Below are 17,230 nucleotides of genomic sequence, written 5' to 3' on the forward strand. Positions count from 1 at the left end.
CTTGCTCTGCCGAAAAACAGGTGTTATCAACATATGCGTTCGGATAAGGGCGCGTGCCTGTACGGGAAATTTAATCGATTGGTCCGCCCTCCCTTTATAACTGTCTGAAACTTTTATATACTGAAAAGATCAATCTTACTGGTTTAGCTCCATATCGTTTATCCATTGAATAAAGCGAGGGAACACAATGCAAACAACAGGAAATCAATACCTCGTTAAAAAAATCAACAAATCAATCGTTTTTGATACTATCCGACGAAAGAATCCCATCTCCCGCGCCCAGATTTCTGAATCAACCAACCTTAATAAAGGGACTGTCTCCAGTTTGGTCAAGGAGTTGATCGATGACGATCTGGTCTATGAAATCGGTCCCGGCCAATCCAGCGGCGGAAGAAGACCGGTTATGCTTTTGTTCAACCATGTTAGCGGGTACGCTATCGGCATTGACCTGGGTGTCAATTATATTTTAACCGTTTTGACGGACTTGGAAGGAAATTCGGTTGAAGAAGAGAGAACCCCGTTGCAGAACCTTTCTTTCGATTCCGTCATTTCGGCGCTGTTTCAGTCGATCCGGGCCATGATCGACCGGGCTCCCGACAGCCCTCGGGGAATCGTCGGCATCGGGATCGGAGTTCCAGGTATTGTGGATGAAAAGGGAACCGTTCTATTTGCTCCCAACCTAGGCTGGAAAAATGTAAACCTGTCTCGGATGATCACAGATGAATTCCATCTGCCTGTCATCGTTCATAATGAAGCGAATGCCGGAGCAAAGGGAGAACATCTTTTCGGTTCGGGAAAGGGAAGGGAAAATCTCGTTTATGTAAGTGTCGGAATCGGAATCGGAACCAGTATGATCATAAATAATGCTTTATATGGAGGGGCATCCGGTTTTTCCGGCGAGATGGGGCATTTTATCATCGAGAGCCACGGGAAAAAATGCAGGTGTGGAAATCGTGGTTGTTGGGAATTGTATGCTTCCGAACGGGCTTTTTTGGAACAGGCAAAATCCTTGTCCGTCCCCTCAACTGATTCAGCGGATCTTGATTTGGATCGGTTTATTCAAGCAGCAAACGAGGGAAACAGTGAAGTGATTCAATTATTCAATCAAATCGGCGAATACCTGGGGATCGGTTTAACCAACATTGTCAACACCTTGAACCCCGAGCTGATCATTATCGGCAACCGTTTTGCCAAAGCGGAAAAATGGATTCGCAACCCCATCCACCGGGTCGTTGAAAGCCGCTCCTTACCTTATCACCGCCAGCCGCTGAAAATCGCTTTTTCCAGCTTAGGCACCCATTCCTGTGCATTGGGCGCATCCTCTTTTGCGATCAGCAACTTCTTTTCCGACATGAAAGTTCCGGTGGGATGAAAAAAAGGCTGCTGACACGGCATAGCGGGTCAGCAGCCTTTTTCGAAACCAGGCTGGACAGCAAGTAGTGCGGCGGAGTTGCATGCTAGATGGTCTGTGTATAAACGGCGGAGATACCCCGCCTGTACCGATTTTCCGACAAGGGAGAGGCCGGTTTTTCACGAATGCATATTCACGCCCATTTTCTTCGACGCCTGCGATCTTTATTTTCTTGTGCCCACAATTCCTCTAATTCTTCAAGCGATTTACCTTTTGTTTCAGGGACCAGCTTCCACACAAATAATGCGGATAAAACACTGATTCCTCCGTAAAAGGCATAGGTTAACCCCTCGCTTACTTCCATCATCGAAGGATATGTGGAAGAAATAAAGAAATTAGCTCCCCACTGTGCCGCAACCGCAATACCAATGGCTTGTCCACGTATTTTATTCGGGAAGATTTCAGAGAGCAGTACCCAACAAATCGGACCCCATGACATCATAAAGGAAGCGGTATATATGATGATGAAACCTAAGGTTCCAAGTCCAATAATATGAAAGAAGGCCAACCCTGATACACCAAACATTCCGACAGCCATTCCGATGGATCCCGTAATTAATAAGGGTTTTCTTCCCCATTTATCCACCGTTTGAATCGCTAAGACTGTAAATATAACATTTACGGCGCCCATGACAACCGTCTGAACCATCGACGCATTTTGACCCGCTCCCATACTTTCGAAAATACGAGGTGCATAATACAGTGCTACATTGATGCCAACAAATTGTTGAAAGACAGAGAGTAGAATACCGACCACAATCACTAACTTCCCATAGGAAAATAAATGTCCGGAAGTTTTTGTGGCATTTAATGACGCTTTTATCTCGGATAGAATCGATTTGGCTGTCTCTTTTGAACCATTGAGCTTTGTCAAAAGACGAAGTGCCTGATCATTTTTATTTTTCCGAACGAGATAACGTGGCGTTTCTGGTACAAAGAATAACAGAACCAAAAATAATAATGCGGGTATTGCTTCGGAGGCGAACATATATCTCCAACCCACGTCGTTAATCCATTCTGTAGTCTGCCCCATGGCGATAGCCCAATTAACAAAATAAACGACGAGCATCCCAAAAATCACGGCAAACTGATACCATGAAACCAACCTTCCACGAATTTGAGCCGGTGCGATCTCTCCGATATAGGTTGGCGAAATGGCTGACGCTAAACCGACCCCCAGACCGCCAATCATTCTGTAAATATTGAACATGATTAAAAGAGCGATACTGGGTTCACCTTTTTCAAAAAATAGAAATTCAGGATAGGAAGATCCTAAGGCTGAAATGATAAATAAGACGGCGGCCAGTACCAGAGAATTTCTTCTGCCTATATGATTCGAAAAGAAACCTGATATGGCCCCACCAGCAATACAGCCGATCAATGCACTGGAAACAGTTAACCCATGAATCAATGAATTTAATCCTAAACGATCGATTAAATAAACTTCTAATGATTGTTCTGCACCTGAAATAACAGCCGTATCATAGCCAAACAGTAAGCCTCCCAATGTCGCAACAAATGTAATGGACACAACAAACAAGGTATGATTTTGGGTTCTCATGTTCGTGACGAGTGCAAGAATCTTTACTTTACTAAAGACACTTACACTCTACCTCCCTTCCCACCATGGATCCATCTACGGCTTGGCAGGATATGTATTCGGACATTCTACTTCTTTCAATCGTGCATTCAAACTCTTTATCCATTGCACCGGGCCGCAGGGTCTCTCAATAAAAGGGATGTTTTTCATTTTACTTTGTTTATCCCTTGGACAAAGAATATTCCATTTTGTAAGCGTTGTCAATCAAAAGGCGTCGAACGGTGGAACTTACAAATGAAATGGACCGAATTCTTAAACACCTGAAAACTACGAAAACCACGGCAGGCCAAGATAACCTCCCGGGTCGTGAATGTTGAGCTCCGTGAATCACCAAAAGCGATTTCCTGATTCCTTTACATTATTGCTGTCTGAAACCTTTCAATCTTCGACTCAGACCCCGGGTTTGCTTGTAGATATCTTGATAGATTCCAAACAATTCCCGATACACTGAAACCCGTTTCGGATCTGGTTGAAAGGTCTTACCGGTTTTCACAAAGGATTGAGTGCACTCTTCCAGACTGTCGAACCATCCCGTCCCGACAGCCGCCAGCATGGCCGCACCCATTCCCGGTCCCTGCTCGTTGGTCAGAGTCACCATCTCCGTATTGAATACATCCGCCTGTATCTGTAGCCAAGCATGGTTTCTGGCTCCCCCGCCGATGGCGACCATGCGGTCGATGTTCTTTCCCTTCCTCCTAAACAACTCAACAGACTCGTTCAAGGAAAAGGTAATCCCCTCCACGACACTGCGAATCAGGTGTTTCGAAGTGTGGGAGGCATCCAGCCCGATCCATCCCCCTCGGATGTCCGCATCCGCGTGGGGAGTCCGTTCTCCAGACAGATACGGGCTGAACAACACCCCGCCGGAGCCCGGGGAGATCTCTTCCAACGGGGATAAAAAATCCGAATAGTGTTGATTGGGCCCCAGAAATCTCTTGGCCCAAGCTAAGCTGTCACCGGCCGCCAGTGTCACTCCCATGAAATAAAAGACACCCGGCCGCGCATGGTTGAACCCATGGACTTCCCCTTGAGGAGTGGATTCCAGTCGATCCTGCGGGGACAGGATCACCCCGGAAGTACCGATACTGCCCATTGTTTGTCCTTCCCTCAGCACCCCCGCTCCGATCGCTCCGCAGGCATTATCCGCACCGCCTGCAAATACACGGATATCCGGGGATAAGCCGGTTGCTCGAGCCTTTTCCGGCAATAACGTTCCCGTCTGTGCACCGGATTCCGTCAATGGCGGACAAATCTCCGGATTCAGGTCCAGTTCCTCTAAGATCTCCCGGCTCCATTGTTTCCGGGACACATCCAACATCAGGGTACCCGAGGCATCCGAGATTTCCGCCTCTACACGCCCGGTCAGGCGGTACCGGAGATAATCCTTGGGTAATAGAAAGACGGCGGCCCGATCATACACCTCCGGTTGGTGCTTGCGAACCCACAAGATTTTCGGAAGGGTGAATCCTTCCAGTGCAGCATTTTTAGCAATCGCCAGCAACCGCTGTTTCCCGACTGCTTCTTCAATATCCCGGCACTCTTCCGCCGTTCGCGTATCATTCCACAAGATCGCGTTCCGTAAGACACCATGGTCCTCATCCAGCAACACCAACCCGTGCATCTGTCCCGAAAAGCTGATACCTTCGATCTCTTCTGCTTTCACTTCCGCCGAAGCACGGAGTTCGGCCAAACCGGCCAGCGTTTGCCGCACCCATTCTTCCGGATCCTGTTCCGACCAACCGGAATGTTCCCGGATGGTACGCAGGGATTTGGAAACAGTCCGTACGACCTCTCCCCGTTGGTTGACTAACAGGCATTTAACGGCACTAGTTCCCAGATCCACTCCAATCACATATTTCATCTGCTTCATCCTTTTTTATCAAACATTGAGAAGATACTGATTCAAAACGGAATGCAGATATTCCTGGCGCCCGGAACGGCTTTGAATCTCTTTTTTGTCCAAGATATAGGCTTCCAGCTCTTTGAGATCCGTTTGTCCGGAGCGGATGTCACGTCCGATGCCTTGGGTAAAACTGTTGTATTTCTCCTCCATGAAACGGTCCAACACCCGATCCTCAATCAAGCGGTAAGCCACTTTCAACCCTCTGGCGAAGCTGTCCATTCCAGCGATATGAGCATAAAACAAATCTTCCGGTTCAAAGGATCCCCGGCGCACCTTGGCATCAAAGTTAAGGCCCCCGCTTCGAAATCCGCCCATTTTGAGAATTTCATACATCGCCAGGGTGGTGGAATAGAGGTTGGTGGGAAACTCGTCTGTATCCCATCCGACCAGCGTGTCGCCCTGGTTGGCATCTACAGATCCCAACAGATCGTGAATGCGGGCGTACCGCAATTCGTGTTGAAACTCATGCCCTGCCAGTGTTGCATGGTTGGCTTCGATATTTATTTTAAAATGATCCAGCAAATCGTATTTCTGAAGAAAAGCGTGGGTATTGGCCACATCGTAATCATATTGATGTTTGGTCGGTTCCTGAGGTTTCGGCTCAATCAACAATTGACCATCAAACCCGATTTCTTTCGCATAATCCACCGCCATGTGATAAAAGCGGGCCAGATTGTCCAACTCCAGGGCCATGTCCGTGTTTAAAAGCGTGTCATACCCTTCGCGCCCGCCCCAAAATACATAATTTTCCCCACCTAGTTCCTTGGCGGTTTCCAGTCCCTTTTTCACCTGCGCGGCGGCATAGGCAAAAACATCTGCATTCCCGGCTGTAGCGGCGCCGTGCACATACCGGGGATGATGGAACAATTGCGCTGTGTTCCAGAGCAGGCGGACCCCAGTGGTTTTCATGAAGGATTGGATCATATCCACGATTTCATCCAGATTCCGGTTGGTTTCCCGCAGGGTGTCTCCCTCCGGAGCAATATCCCGGTCATGAAAGCAAAAAAACGGAACACCCAGCTTCTCGAAAAATTCAAAGGCCGCTTCCACCCTCTTTTTAGCCAGATCCATCCCGGAATAACGATCCCATGGTCTACGCATGGTCCCTCGTCCGAAGGGATCGGAACCGTCCCCGGTAAACGTGTGCCAATAAGCCACTGCGAACCGCAGGTGATCTTTCATCTTTCGATCTCCGACCGTTTCATCGGGATTATAATGTTTGAAAGCCAACGGGTTATCGGATTGACTTCCCTCATAATGAATGGGACCTACCGTTTTAAAAATACTCATTCTCCTCATCCCCCCATGAGTCTCGCCCATATTTTCTTTGTCCGCTTAACCGCATACTACAGAGTGGGTAACCATCACCAAAAAACAGAAGGATAGAAAGGGAATGCCCCTTCGCAATAGTCTAACTTCATATGTTCGCCTCTGATACTAGCACACTGATCCTAGTTTGTCTATCGAATAAACGAAGATGGAATTTATAACGGCAAAGACTGAAACAAATCCGCTATGGGGAATCTCTCCATCCTTCATGCCGGTTCAAAACGGTTATACTCGTCTTAAATACCTTGCTTTCCCCCGCTGCCAGCTCCTGAAGCCCGGTCAGTTCCGCCGGGAGTCTCAGGTTGGGAGCATTAGTCACCCAAGTGTACGGCTCGGGACAAACAAAACCATGATGACCGTCCAAGTTGTATACAACCCAATGCTTAAAATGGCTGTCAACCCGATACCGGATTTCAATACCTGATGCAGGGATCCACAGCCCGGCCTCATTGGTTCCTCCATCATGTCCGCTTGAAAGGAATACATCGTCCAACGCTATCCCCTCCAGACTCATTCCCTCTTTTAATTTTTCCTGATAAGGAATCTCTTCAAGCTGTCCTGTCGGAAGGAACCGGCCATTTAAGCGCCACCGTTTTTGCGCTGTCAAAGAGAATAACGATGTCTTTTCCGGAAAAACAAAGGCGGTATGGAACCCAAGCCCCAGTGGAAAGGAATCGGTTCCATGGTTCAACACTTCTGCAGTCTTGCTCAAGGAACTTCCTTCAAGTACGTAGGTCATCGTCAGGCTGAAAGGATGCGGAAACTGTCGGGTTACTTCTTCATAATCGGCTGAATCAAACCGAGTCTTGACAACAACACGCTTTTCGTCCGCTTCGGCCTCGATCACCTTCCATTTTCGAGTATGGACAAATCCATGAATGTGATTATGATGCTCTTCCTCATTCACATCCCATTGATAATCCCGGCCGCCATAGGAAAACCTCCCATTTTCGATGCGATTCGGCGGAAACAGGATGGGGATTCCGAACAAAACCGGTTTCTCCCAAAACTCTTCGGCAGAACGCGGCACTCTTAAAAGCTCCGATTCCGTTTCTTGATCGACCAATGAAATGAGATTCGAGCCCCACTCCGGCACAATTACAAATTCAAGACGATCATTTCCAGCTTTAACGGCCTGCTGCTGCAGGAAAGACACTTTTTCAACAAATGCAGCGATCGCTCATCCCCCCTTTGCTAGAATAGTTTCTGCAAACCAAGCTTTCCTACCTTCTTTTAAAAAACGACGTCTTCTCGTTTTCTTCCAGCCACAAAATGCTTGTCACACCGCGAGGATAATATTTACTGCCGGTAATTTCACCCGAAATAATCTGATCGCTCCAACTCCAGACTGATAACGTTGGGTGAGTCAGCCACTCTACATGGGCCCGATCGGCCCGAGCGCCTTTTTCGTCCCATTTCCAGCCGAGGATTTGTCTCGCAATGAACTGGCATAAGTAAATTTTGCTCAACCAGGAATTATTGCTTGTTGAAGAAATTTTCCATCCGCCATCCTCGAACAGGCAGACTCCTTCAGTGAGCACAGTCTCAAGATGAGTCTTTAATGCCCGGATATACGCCCCGAAACGGCCATTTTCCTCAACCGCTTCAACACGATTTGTAAAAAACGGGAATACCAAACCCTCAATGGCGGGGATGATTTTTGCATCGTTGCCTTCACCGATTACCGCCGGAATGGATCCATCGGGAGTGACATGACTGACAATGGTGTCCGCGCATTTCTCAGCCTGGACACCGGCTTCTTTTGCTAAATCCGGCTTTCCGTTTTCCGCAAACAGTTTTTCAAGAGCCACATAGGAAGCCCATATTTTTCCTGTTAGATAAATATTATTCCGGGCTTGTCCAAGCGATACATCAAGGCTGTCATAAGTCGTGATTTCACTGCCCCCCATAACACGTGAGGAATCAAGCCCCATCAATCCATTGCGTTTTTCAGATTGCGGATGATCGCGGTTCAGCATACTTTGAAAACATTGGACAAAGAGATGGAAATGCTCTCTCAACCACTCCTTGTCTCCGGTCTGTTCGACATAGACAGCGGCCGTCAAAATCCAGTTGACCAGCTGTTCATGGGTCATATGAGAAAAGCAGCCATCCAGACCGTACAATTCATAAGACGAATATCCCGGGCGCGATAGGGTGTTGGCCACTCCCATATCATGAGTGAAGCTGATGCCGCCCGGGTATTCGGTGTCATCCCCGGGAAAACGGACCATATCTTCATAGCTGAAACGTTTGCTAAACATATTCAGTTCGTTTTTCACTGTCCATGGATTCATTCTCAGTTCAAAAAACAGCTGATCCACCGTCAAATCGAATGTATTCATCATGCGATATTCGCCTTCATTCACCACCCAGAAGGGTTCCCCGCCTTGATCAAGCAACTGGGTGGAACCATAATAGCTGCGGATGGAATGGATCAGCATCCACTTTTGGTCATCGGATAAGTGGTCAGCTTGTTCGACGAATGGATCGGTTTCTTTGCAGCGTTCGGCGATTGTAGAGAAATGGTCAAGGGTAAAGGCAGCGACCGACTCAATGTTGGAAAAATACCGGGTATAGTAATAGGAAGTGTCCATTCCGGCTGTAACAATCCCGCCCCGGTAAAAACAAACGGCAAACGGGTAGGTGCGGCATTCTCCGGCCGGCACATCGACAACCAGTGTCCCGAGGGATCCGAGGCCAAATTTCCAATTCTCTTCCCGGGGAGTTGTCAGCACGTTCTCGATGCTGAAGTGCATCGCTGACTTCACATCAGGATCTTTTGAAACAATCGCTGTTATCCGCCCCTGGCCAACTCCCACAATCCCATCGCAGGTGTCGTCCAGTCTTCGCATGGAGCTGTATGGATCACTGCCTTGGTAGCCGAAAAACGCGCGGCGCGGCTTCGTTCCTTTTCTGTTGTCAACCGTAAGTTCGGCCAGGACGGCAGGCACGAGAGTCAGTTTCAGTTCCGTTTCCGTTGCTGTTGCCGGATCAGGTACCGGTTGAGTCTGTGAATAAATAGTAAAAGTTAAGTCCCCAGCCGTCCATGTGTCCGTATTCAGCTTGAAATCCCTCTTTACACGATCCTTTGAAAAAGGAATGATCATCCTTGGCTTTTCCGGATCCGGATCCATATTTTCGATATCGTAGCGTCGGCTTTCATCCTCATCAGCTGATGCAAAAAATGGGAAAGCCTCATAAATCCCTTCCCGGTCCATCGATTCAGCTCCAATATAGACATTTTGACGAGGCGGTCGGCCAAGCTCAAGGTCAAGACCGCCACCGTTTCCGGGGAAGCCGAGAGTAAAACTGGAAAATGCACCAATGGGTGAATGGTGAGCATTAAAAAACATGTTCCGGTTCATCCAAATTCCCCACTTTCTTATCATCTGGAAGAGAGTCTCTTTTCAAAGAAGCAACTCCATCGATAAACGGAACTTGCAAACATCACCCCTTGACCGATCCGGCTGCAATTCCTTCCACAATGCGATTGCTGAGGATCAGGAAGGCTGTCAAAATGGGCAGGATACTGATGACGAGAGTGGCACCGATCGCTCCCCAGTCTGTGGTATATTGACCGATGAAGTTTTGGATGCCGACAGTCAGGGTTTTGTAGATATCCGAACTGATAAACGTATTGACAAATACGAACTCATTCCAGTTGTAAATCATGTTGATGATGGCTGCAGTCGCTATCACCGGCGAAGTCATCGGCAGGGTAATCCGGAAGAAAATATGGTGGATCGATGCCCCATCCATGACGGCCGCCTCCTCCATCTCACAGGGTAATGCCTCATAGAAACCGAGTAGAATCATGATCGTAATCGGCAGGTTAAAGGCCGTATACGAAAGGATGATCGACAGCGGACTATCAATCAAATGGATTTTCGTGAATGTATTGAATAATGGGATCAGGGTCGAATGGACGGGTATCATCAGACCAACCATGAACAGTCCCAAAACCAACCGACTGAACTTCCATTTCATCCTTGTAATCGCGAATGTCACCATACTGGCCAACAGGACCGTCAACACAACCGCTGACGCCGTATATACAACACTATTAAAAAAGTATTGGCTGATATTCCCTTCCGTCCACACCTTGATGTAGTTTTCCCATTTTGGATTTGTCGGCAGGGAAAACGGTGAATGAAAGACTTCCTGGTTGTCTTTCAAAGAGAAAAAGAACAACCAGACGATGGGAGCAATCTGAAAGACCGCTACAATGGCAAGGAACAAGTAGAGAATTCCATAGGCAACTCTGTTGATTGTACGAGAGGGTTTTCTTGTTCTTGCGACACTTGAACTCTGAACAGCCGTTTTGACCGGTTCCATTTCATCTTTCCTCTCTTTTAGTTGTTATCATTTGGACGAACGACCGTCAGTTTTCGAATCAGGTAGGTGACAATCAGACAGATGATGAGCAGGAAAAATCCGACCGTACTTCCATAGCCGAAGTCAAACTCATTGAACGCTTTATTGTACATATAGGAGGCCATAACCTCACTGGCTCCATTCGGTCCGCCTCCCGTCATCACGTAAATCAGGTCAAAATATTTTAAGGAACCGACCACCGCAAGCACGATCGTCACCTTGATCACATTCATAATCAATGGAACTTTGATCCTGGTTGCAATCTGGAATGGAGTAGCACCGTCAATTTTCGCCACTTCCTCAAGCTCTTGCGGGATATTCTTGAGTGCCGCATAATAAATCAAGATATAAAACCCCGCATATTGCCATATCACCGGGACGATGATCGCAAACAACACCCATTCGGGGTCAGCCAGCCAGGAAGGAGGGTTCTCAATGCCAAGCTTGATCAGGATATGATTAAGAAGCCCGTTACTTGGATGGTAAATTTTCATCCAGAGCTGTGCGATAATTACCGAGGCCAGCAACATGGGAATCAAATAAATTTTTCTGATAAGATTGGCCCCCTTTATCTTCCCAGCAAGAATCAGGGAAACCAATAAATAGCCAATCAAGCTGAGAACGGAAAAAAGGGCCAGTAAAAAAGAATGATAGGCACTTTGCCAAAACAGGGAATCCTGAATGAGGCGGCTGTAATTCTCCAAACCTACGAATTTCATGCCACCGAACCCCGTCCATTTCATGAGTCCATAATATCCGGTAAGTACAATCGGTACATAGACCAAGGCAAGGATCAGGAAGAGGGCAGGTGCGATATACAAGAGAATCACTTTTTTGTTGGACAGGATATGGTTCAAAACACTGCAACTCCTTCCCTCGCTGAGAAATAAGAAAGGACATACCGTTTTTGTTGATATGTCCTTTGTTTACTGCGTCAATTACTCTTTTTGCAATGCCTCTTCATGTCGCTTGGCAAAATCCTTTGGCTGAACTTCGTTGCCAAACAGAGATTGGATCAGATTCAAGTGTGTTTCGGCAACGGAAGAGCTCATTTGGACATCGGCAAACAGGGTAAGGTTGCTCGATTGGTTCAAATCATCCAGGATATCGATATACAGTTGCGGTAATTCAACTTCACCCGTATCCACTTTGGTTGCGGGAATCACACCGGCTTTTGTGACCGCTTGATCCCCCCATTTTTCAACGAAAAATTCGGCGAATTCTTTCGACTCATCCTTGACTTTTGAATTTTGAGCAACAAACAATCCGACACCGGGTCCCCCAACCCAGCTGTTGATGTCGCTTTTACCGCCTTCCACAGTCGGGAACTTAAAGTATCCAACATTGTCACGGAATTCCTGCGGAATTTCCTCATTGGTTGTGAAGTTTGGAAGTTCCCACGTTCCCATAAGGTACATAGCGGCTTTTTCGTTTAGGAATTGGGATTTTGCTTCATCATTGGAAAGACCGTTGAATCCTTTATTGAAAGCATTTGCTTTTACCAGTTTTTGAATTTCATCTGCGGCTGAGACAAAAGCGGAATCTTCGAATGAACCGGAACGGTCAATGGCTTTGTTCAACATTTTCGGGCCGCCCAGGCGGTCAGCCAGGTACATATACCAGAGGGAACCGGTCCAGCGGTCTTTATTACCCAGAGCGATGGGAGTGACCCCCTCACTTTCAAGGGTTTTCACCACGTTTTTGAATTCTTTATACGTTTCCGGTACTTCCAGATTATTCTCCTTGAAGATTTTCTTATTGTAATAGATCGGTGCGATATTCAGTTCCAGAGGCAGTCCGTAAGTCTGGCCATCAACCTCATAAGCCTCGGTTGTACCGCTTACAAACTCATCCTTTAAACCGTCATCCAAGACATCATCAAGTGGGGCGAAAAGCTTTCCCTCGACAAAAGGATTCAAGTAACCCGCCGCCCAAGTAAACCCGACATCAGGCAGTTGGTTTGAGGAAGAAAGAATTTTCATTTTGTTTTTGTACTGCTCATTTTCAAGTACTTCAACCTCAACATGGACACCCGGGTGTTTGGATTCAAATTGTTCGATAATATCCTTGACAATCATGTTGTGATGTTTAGAACTGCCGGCAGGCCAGAGATGCATGAACTGGATCATCTTTTCGGAACCGCTTTCATTTCCGGCCTCTGAACCCCCGGAACAACCGGATAGGACAACTGTCCAAACCAGAACAGCGGCAAACAGTAATGAATACCCTTTCCGTTTCATGGATTACCCCCTGGATTGAATGATGGTTTCTAAAAGTGTATCACCCAAAAAAAGAAGCGGTAAGGTCACCGCAATTGGGGGAAGTACCACAATTTTTAGGATAGGGGATTATTCGAGTTCGGACCATTTGCGATATTTACCGGGAGTCACTCCTTCGTTGTTTTTGAATATTTTGATAAAATACTTAGCCGTTTGGTACCCCGTCTTCTTCGCGATTTCATCAATCGACAAAGAAGAAGACAGCAAGAGGCTTTTAGCCAACTGCAGTCTTTTCCGTGTAAGATATTCACTAAAGGTCAGCCTGGTTTGTTCCTTAAATAGGGCGCTGAAATAGCTCGCATTCAAATGGACTCGATCGGCGACATTCTTCAGGGTGATCGGACGGTCGACATGATCATTCAAATATTGGATCGCTTCTTTAATCGGCGGCGTTAAGCCATCGTGTCTTTCCACCTGCCATAATTTCTTGTCGGCCACTTTCTCCATGTAACCTGCTCTCTCATTCTTCATTTCGATCTCCATCGCTTGCTCCACTGCTTCAATCAATTTTTGTTTATTGATCGGCTTTAATAGGTAATCCACGACTCCCAGGCGAATGGCTTCCTGAGCGTACTCAAAATCAGGGTACCCCGAAAGGATAAGGACAACCGGCTTTTTTCCATTTTCCCTCACGGTTTTTAACAATTGGAGGCCGTTCATCGCCGGCATGCGAATATCCGTGATCAAGAGATGAACCTTTCGGGTGTTAAAGATCTCCAAGGACTGGTTACCATCTTCAGCCGCGAGGATTTCATATTGCCCTTTCGACCAAGAATCAAGTGTTTTTTTCAGACCCTGTCTTGTCCTTTGCTCATCATCCGCGATCAAAATTGTCTTGGACATCATCTTTATAACCTCCTTCTGCCGGAATTTCAATGGTCACACTTGTCCCCGCCCCCGGCGTACTTTCCACCTGTAGATCGGGCAGATCCATTTTCTCATAATATAGATGGAGCCGCTTGTTGACATTGGAAAGCGCCCTCCCTTGACCTTTAAACGATGATATCCCTTTGTTTTTTACTGTTCGGTTAATAATTTCCGCTTTTTTCGGGTCGATCCCCTTCCCATTATCCTGAACCATAATCTTGATATGTCCGGGTGTCTCAGCATTCATGGTTTTCACCACGACCCTGCCCTGCTCTGTTTTATTTTCGATTCCATGCACAATGGCATTTTCTACGAGAGGCTGAATGGTCAGCCGGGGTATGCGACAGTCCAGATGTTGCGGCTCCACGGAAATATCGCCAATCATCCGATCTCCAAGCCTCATTTGAATCAGCTGCAAATACCGTTCGATTTGTTCCATCTCGTCACGAATCCTCACCCATTCATCTTCCTCTGAGTTCCTGATGGTATAGCGAAACAGATTGGACATCGACACGACGAGTTCAGCAAGATCCTCCTCTTCTCTTTCTACTAAAGACCAATATAAAGCATTCAATGTGTTATAAAGGAAATGAGGGTCCATCTGAGCCTGTAGGGCTTTTAGTTCGGTCCTGCTTCGCAACAATTCCTTCTCGTACACTTCCTGGATAAGATGATTGATATCTTCAGCCATTCGGTTATAGGTATGGTTCAGTTCAATAATCTCGATGGAAGAAAACATTTCCGGACTCCGCTTCAATTGATCCAGCTCGGCACTTTTCATTGTGGTGGTCAGTTTATGAATCGGTTTCGTAATGAAGTCGGACAGAAAAAACGATGAAATCAGAAAGATGACCAATCCAATTCCACCGGACAAGAGAATGGACGCTCTAACAACCGAGACTCCCTCTACAAGGAGGGTCATTGGCATGAGGATGACAAGTGTCCAGCCTGTCAGCTTTGAACGTTCCTTCACGACTAGATAATCGGTTCCATCGATCGTGACACTCTGCTTTTTTCCCTCCAAAACACCTTCAATGTTGCCTTTATAGTTGGAAGTAATCGGTGTAGAGCTTTGGTCAAGAAGCATCATAAATTCCCGGTGTCCCTCACGGTGATCAATGTTGTTCACCTGAAAATAACTGTTATAAATGCGAGTGACTAAATAACCTCCTTTTGCAAAGGAACGATCCAACAAACTCACTCTTCGAATCGAAAGTGAAAAATCCCCGTTATAGGGATCCTTGCCTGCCCATACAGCCTTTCCTTTGTATGCATCTGCTTTCTCGATCCACTTGCGATCAATCCTGTCCGAAAGGTGCTTATCATCAAACGGGTAGATCCGGTTCCCGTCCGCCGAGTACAGTTCGAATGACTGGATACCGTCCGAATAAACCTGATAGTTACCGATAATCCGTGCAATCGTTTGCTTTTCCGAAAAGTTGAGATGGTTGCCTTTCGCCGTTGACAGTAACTGTTGTTGAATGGTTTCGTTTGTTACCAGCTGGCTGGACAAGGTGTCCACTTGCTTATATAGCGTTTCCATTCTTCCGTTGGCTTCAATGGCAGTCTGTTTGATTTGTTTTTCGGCATGGCTCTTCACTAGGGTGGACACCTGGTTATATACGAAGAAAGATACAATGGCTAAAACGAACAACATAACCACCAGGTAAACGGATAAGATCTGATTGCGCAATGTATTGAGTTTTTTAAGCCGATCTTTAATAATCACCATCACCTAATTTGAAAATCATCTGATCATTTTCTTCGATTTTATCAAATTAGAGGGTCAATAAAAAATATTCCATCATTTCACTGGCTGTCCATCCATCTTAACAAGCAATCAATAAACCGTGATGGTTTCGTATAAAAAAAGAGAAACCCCTGATATAATAAAGATAGAATCCCAAAACATGGGGGGCTTGATGTGAAGGGAGAAGCGAAACCGAGGGATCCTTTCGTTTTTTGGATATCCGCAGCCGTCATCAGTCTGCTTGTCGTATGGGGCGCTTTGTCTCCGCAATCTCTGGCTAGTAAAGCGACAGCGATTTATGATTTCACCGCATCGGCATTCGGCTGGTTTTATCTGATCTCTGTCGTTTTTTTTGTCCTTTTTTGTTTTTTCCTAGCGATCAGCCGCAGTGGCAAAGTCCGTTTGGGAAAAGACGATGACCGGCCGGAGTATTCTTTTTTCACCTGGATCGGCATGCTGTTCAGTGCCGGATTTGGAGTGGGTCTGGTATTCTGGGGTGTAGCAGAGCCGATGACCCATTTCTTCGACCCGCCGATGGATTTGGAATCGCAAACCCCGGAGGCCGCTCAGATGGCCTTGCGATATTCGTTTTTTCACTGGGGAGTTCACCAGTGGTCCGTGTTTACGGTTGTTGGATTAGCCATCGCGTATTTTCAATTTCGAAAAAGAAAACCGAGTTTAATCAGTAACACCTTTACACCTCTGATCGGTGAGCGCAACCATGTACCCTTACGAAAAACCATCGATATTCTGGCGGTCATCGCCACAGTCATGGGAGTGGCCACTTCCCTGGGGATGGGAATCCTTCAGATCAATGGAGGGCTGAATCACGTCTTTACCGTCCCGAACAATACAACGGCCCAGTTAACCATCACCGGAATCCTGTTGATTCTCTATCTTGGCTCCTCTACAAGCGGTCTAAACCGCGGGATTAAATGGCTGAGTAATATCAACTTAACCCTGGCCTTGGGATTGATGCTTTTCGTCCTGTTTACAGGACCCACCATTTTCATTTTAAACACATTCACCCAGGGAGTCGGGGGATATATCCAACATTTCATCGAAATGAGTTTCCGGCTCTCTCCTTTTAAAGGCGGCAGTGACTGGGTTCGGGAATGGACCATTTTTTATTGGGCCTGGGTGATCGCCTGGTCTCCTTTTGTGGGTTCCTTTGTCGCCCGGGTCTCGAAAGGAAGAACCATCCGTGAATTTGTTCTGGGCGTACTCATCGTACCCCCACTGATCGCAGTGATCTGGCTGGCCATATTCGGAGGCTCCGCTCTCCACCTGGACCTCTTCCAGCACACAACCATTGGAGAAATCGTTCAGCAGGACGTCACCCGCGCTCTGTTCAGCTTGTATGAATACTTTCCATTCAGCTATCTCCTGTCCTTACTGTCAATCCTGTTAATCTTTACGTTCCTGATCACTTCCGCCGACTCCGCCACCTTCGTATTGGGAATGATGACGGAAAACGGCGATTTAAATCCGCCCATGATCAGTAAAGTGATCTGGGGGGTGCTGATTGCGGCCATTTCTGCAGTATTGATCGTAAGCAGTGGGCTACAGGGATTGCAAACCGCCTCTCTGGTTGCGGCACTACCGTTTACTGTGATACTCCTGTTTATATGCTTATCGTTACTCCGATCCTTGAGACAGGATCGAAGAAATCTCAAACAACAGCGAGGATAAAAAGGGTTAGCCACCAAAACCG

General features: G+C 46.9%; 12 protein-coding genes. 2 read left to right on the forward strand and 10 right to left on the reverse strand.

Going from position 1 to position 17,230, the window contains the following annotated elements; all coding sequences use genetic code 11:
* The first annotated feature begins 187 nt into the window (after positions 1-187).
* Complete coding sequence (locus CHM34_RS03020) at positions 188-1,372, forward strand: ROK family transcriptional regulator (protein ID WP_094263130.1); 1,185 nt, start codon at positions 188-190, stop codon at positions 1,370-1,372.
* 172 nt (positions 1,373-1,544) lie between these two features.
* Here the strand turns inward: CHM34_RS03020 and xylE are convergent, their stop codons facing one another.
* The 10 genes from xylE to CHM34_RS03070 form a co-directional block, all read right to left on the reverse strand.
* Entirely contained in the window at positions 1,545-2,993 is a 1,449-nt protein-coding gene (xylE, locus tag CHM34_RS03025; RefSeq protein WP_276207678.1) for a D-xylose transporter XylE, read from the reverse strand.
* A gap of 376 nt (positions 2,994-3,369) precedes the next feature.
* Positions 3,370-4,872, reverse strand: coding sequence for a xylulokinase (gene xylB, locus CHM34_RS03030; protein ID WP_094263132.1), 1,503 nt, complete (start codon positions 4,870-4,872; stop codon positions 3,370-3,372).
* Between the two features lie 18 nt (positions 4,873-4,890).
* Positions 4,891-6,204 carry a xylose isomerase gene (xylA, locus tag CHM34_RS03035; protein WP_094263133.1) on the reverse strand — a complete coding sequence of 438 codons (1,314 nt, stop codon included), beginning with the start codon at positions 6,202-6,204 and terminating at the stop codon, positions 4,891-4,893.
* Positions 6,205-6,427: 223 nt separating this feature from the next.
* A complete protein-coding gene (locus CHM34_RS03040) occupies positions 6,428-7,420 on the reverse strand; it encodes an aldose 1-epimerase (protein ID WP_094263134.1) in 993 nt (330 codons plus the stop codon).
* Between the two features lie 46 nt (positions 7,421-7,466).
* A complete protein-coding gene (locus CHM34_RS03045; RefSeq protein ID WP_094263135.1) occupies positions 7,467-9,611 on the reverse strand; it encodes a glycoside hydrolase family 52 protein in 2,145 nt (714 codons plus the stop codon).
* Between the two features lie 82 nt (positions 9,612-9,693).
* On the reverse strand, positions 9,694-10,581 hold the full coding sequence (locus CHM34_RS03050) for a carbohydrate ABC transporter permease (protein WP_094263136.1): 888 nt from the start codon (positions 10,579-10,581) through the stop codon (positions 9,694-9,696).
* A gap of 17 nt (positions 10,582-10,598) precedes the next feature.
* Positions 10,599-11,477, reverse strand: coding sequence for a carbohydrate ABC transporter permease (locus CHM34_RS03055; RefSeq protein WP_094263137.1), 879 nt, complete (start codon positions 11,475-11,477; stop codon positions 10,599-10,601).
* Between the two features lie 81 nt (positions 11,478-11,558).
* Entirely contained in the window at positions 11,559-12,860 is a 1,302-nt protein-coding gene (locus CHM34_RS03060) for an ABC transporter substrate-binding protein (RefSeq protein ID WP_094263138.1), read from the reverse strand.
* A 108-nt stretch (positions 12,861-12,968) separates the two neighbouring features.
* A complete protein-coding gene (locus CHM34_RS03065; RefSeq protein ID WP_094263139.1) occupies positions 12,969-13,745 on the reverse strand; it encodes a response regulator transcription factor in 777 nt (258 codons plus the stop codon).
* Positions 13,714-15,498 carry a sensor histidine kinase gene (locus CHM34_RS03070; RefSeq protein ID WP_094263140.1) on the reverse strand — a complete coding sequence of 595 codons (1,785 nt, stop codon included), beginning with the start codon at positions 15,496-15,498 and terminating at the stop codon, positions 13,714-13,716. The genes CHM34_RS03065 and CHM34_RS03070 overlap by 32 nt, the downstream gene beginning before the upstream one ends.
* A 192-nt stretch (positions 15,499-15,690) precedes the next feature.
* Between CHM34_RS03070 and CHM34_RS03075 the strand changes: the two genes are divergently transcribed.
* Positions 15,691-17,208, forward strand: coding sequence for a glycine betaine uptake BCCT transporter (locus tag CHM34_RS03075; protein WP_094263141.1), 1,518 nt, complete (start codon positions 15,691-15,693; stop codon positions 17,206-17,208).
* The last annotated feature ends 22 nt before the right edge of the window (positions 17,209-17,230 follow it).

Source organism: Paludifilum halophilum (genome assembly GCF_002245355.1).
GTDB classification, from domain to species: domain Bacteria; phylum Bacillota; class Bacilli; order Thermoactinomycetales; family DSM-45169; genus Paludifilum; species Paludifilum halophilum.

Bases quoted from the DNA above. Each gene is read 5' to 3' on its own strand.
- CHM34_RS03065 (WP_094263139.1), bottom strand. From the start codon at position 13,745: ATGATGTCCAAGACAATTTTGATCGCGGATGATGAGCAAAGGACAAGA.
- CHM34_RS03070 (WP_094263140.1), bottom strand. From the start codon at position 15,498: ATGGTGATTATTAAAGATCGGCTTAAAAAACTCAATACATTGCGCAAT.
- CHM34_RS03060 (WP_094263138.1), bottom strand. From the start codon at position 12,860: ATGAAACGGAAAGGGTATTCATTACTGTTTGCCGCTGTTCTGGTTTGG.
- CHM34_RS03020 (WP_094263130.1), top strand. From the start codon at position 188: ATGCAAACAACAGGAAATCAATACCTCGTTAAAAAAATCAACAAATCA.
- CHM34_RS03050 (WP_094263136.1), bottom strand. From the start codon at position 10,581: ATGGAACCGGTCAAAACGGCTGTTCAGAGTTCAAGTGTCGCAAGAACA.
- xylB (WP_094263132.1), bottom strand. From the start codon at position 4,872: ATGAAATATGTGATTGGAGTGGATCTGGGAACTAGTGCCGTTAAATGC.
- CHM34_RS03045 (WP_094263135.1), bottom strand. From the start codon at position 9,611: ATGAACCGGAACATGTTTTTTAATGCTCACCATTCACCCATTGGTGCA.
- xylA (WP_094263133.1), bottom strand. From the start codon at position 6,204: ATGAGTATTTTTAAAACGGTAGGTCCCATTCATTATGAGGGAAGTCAA.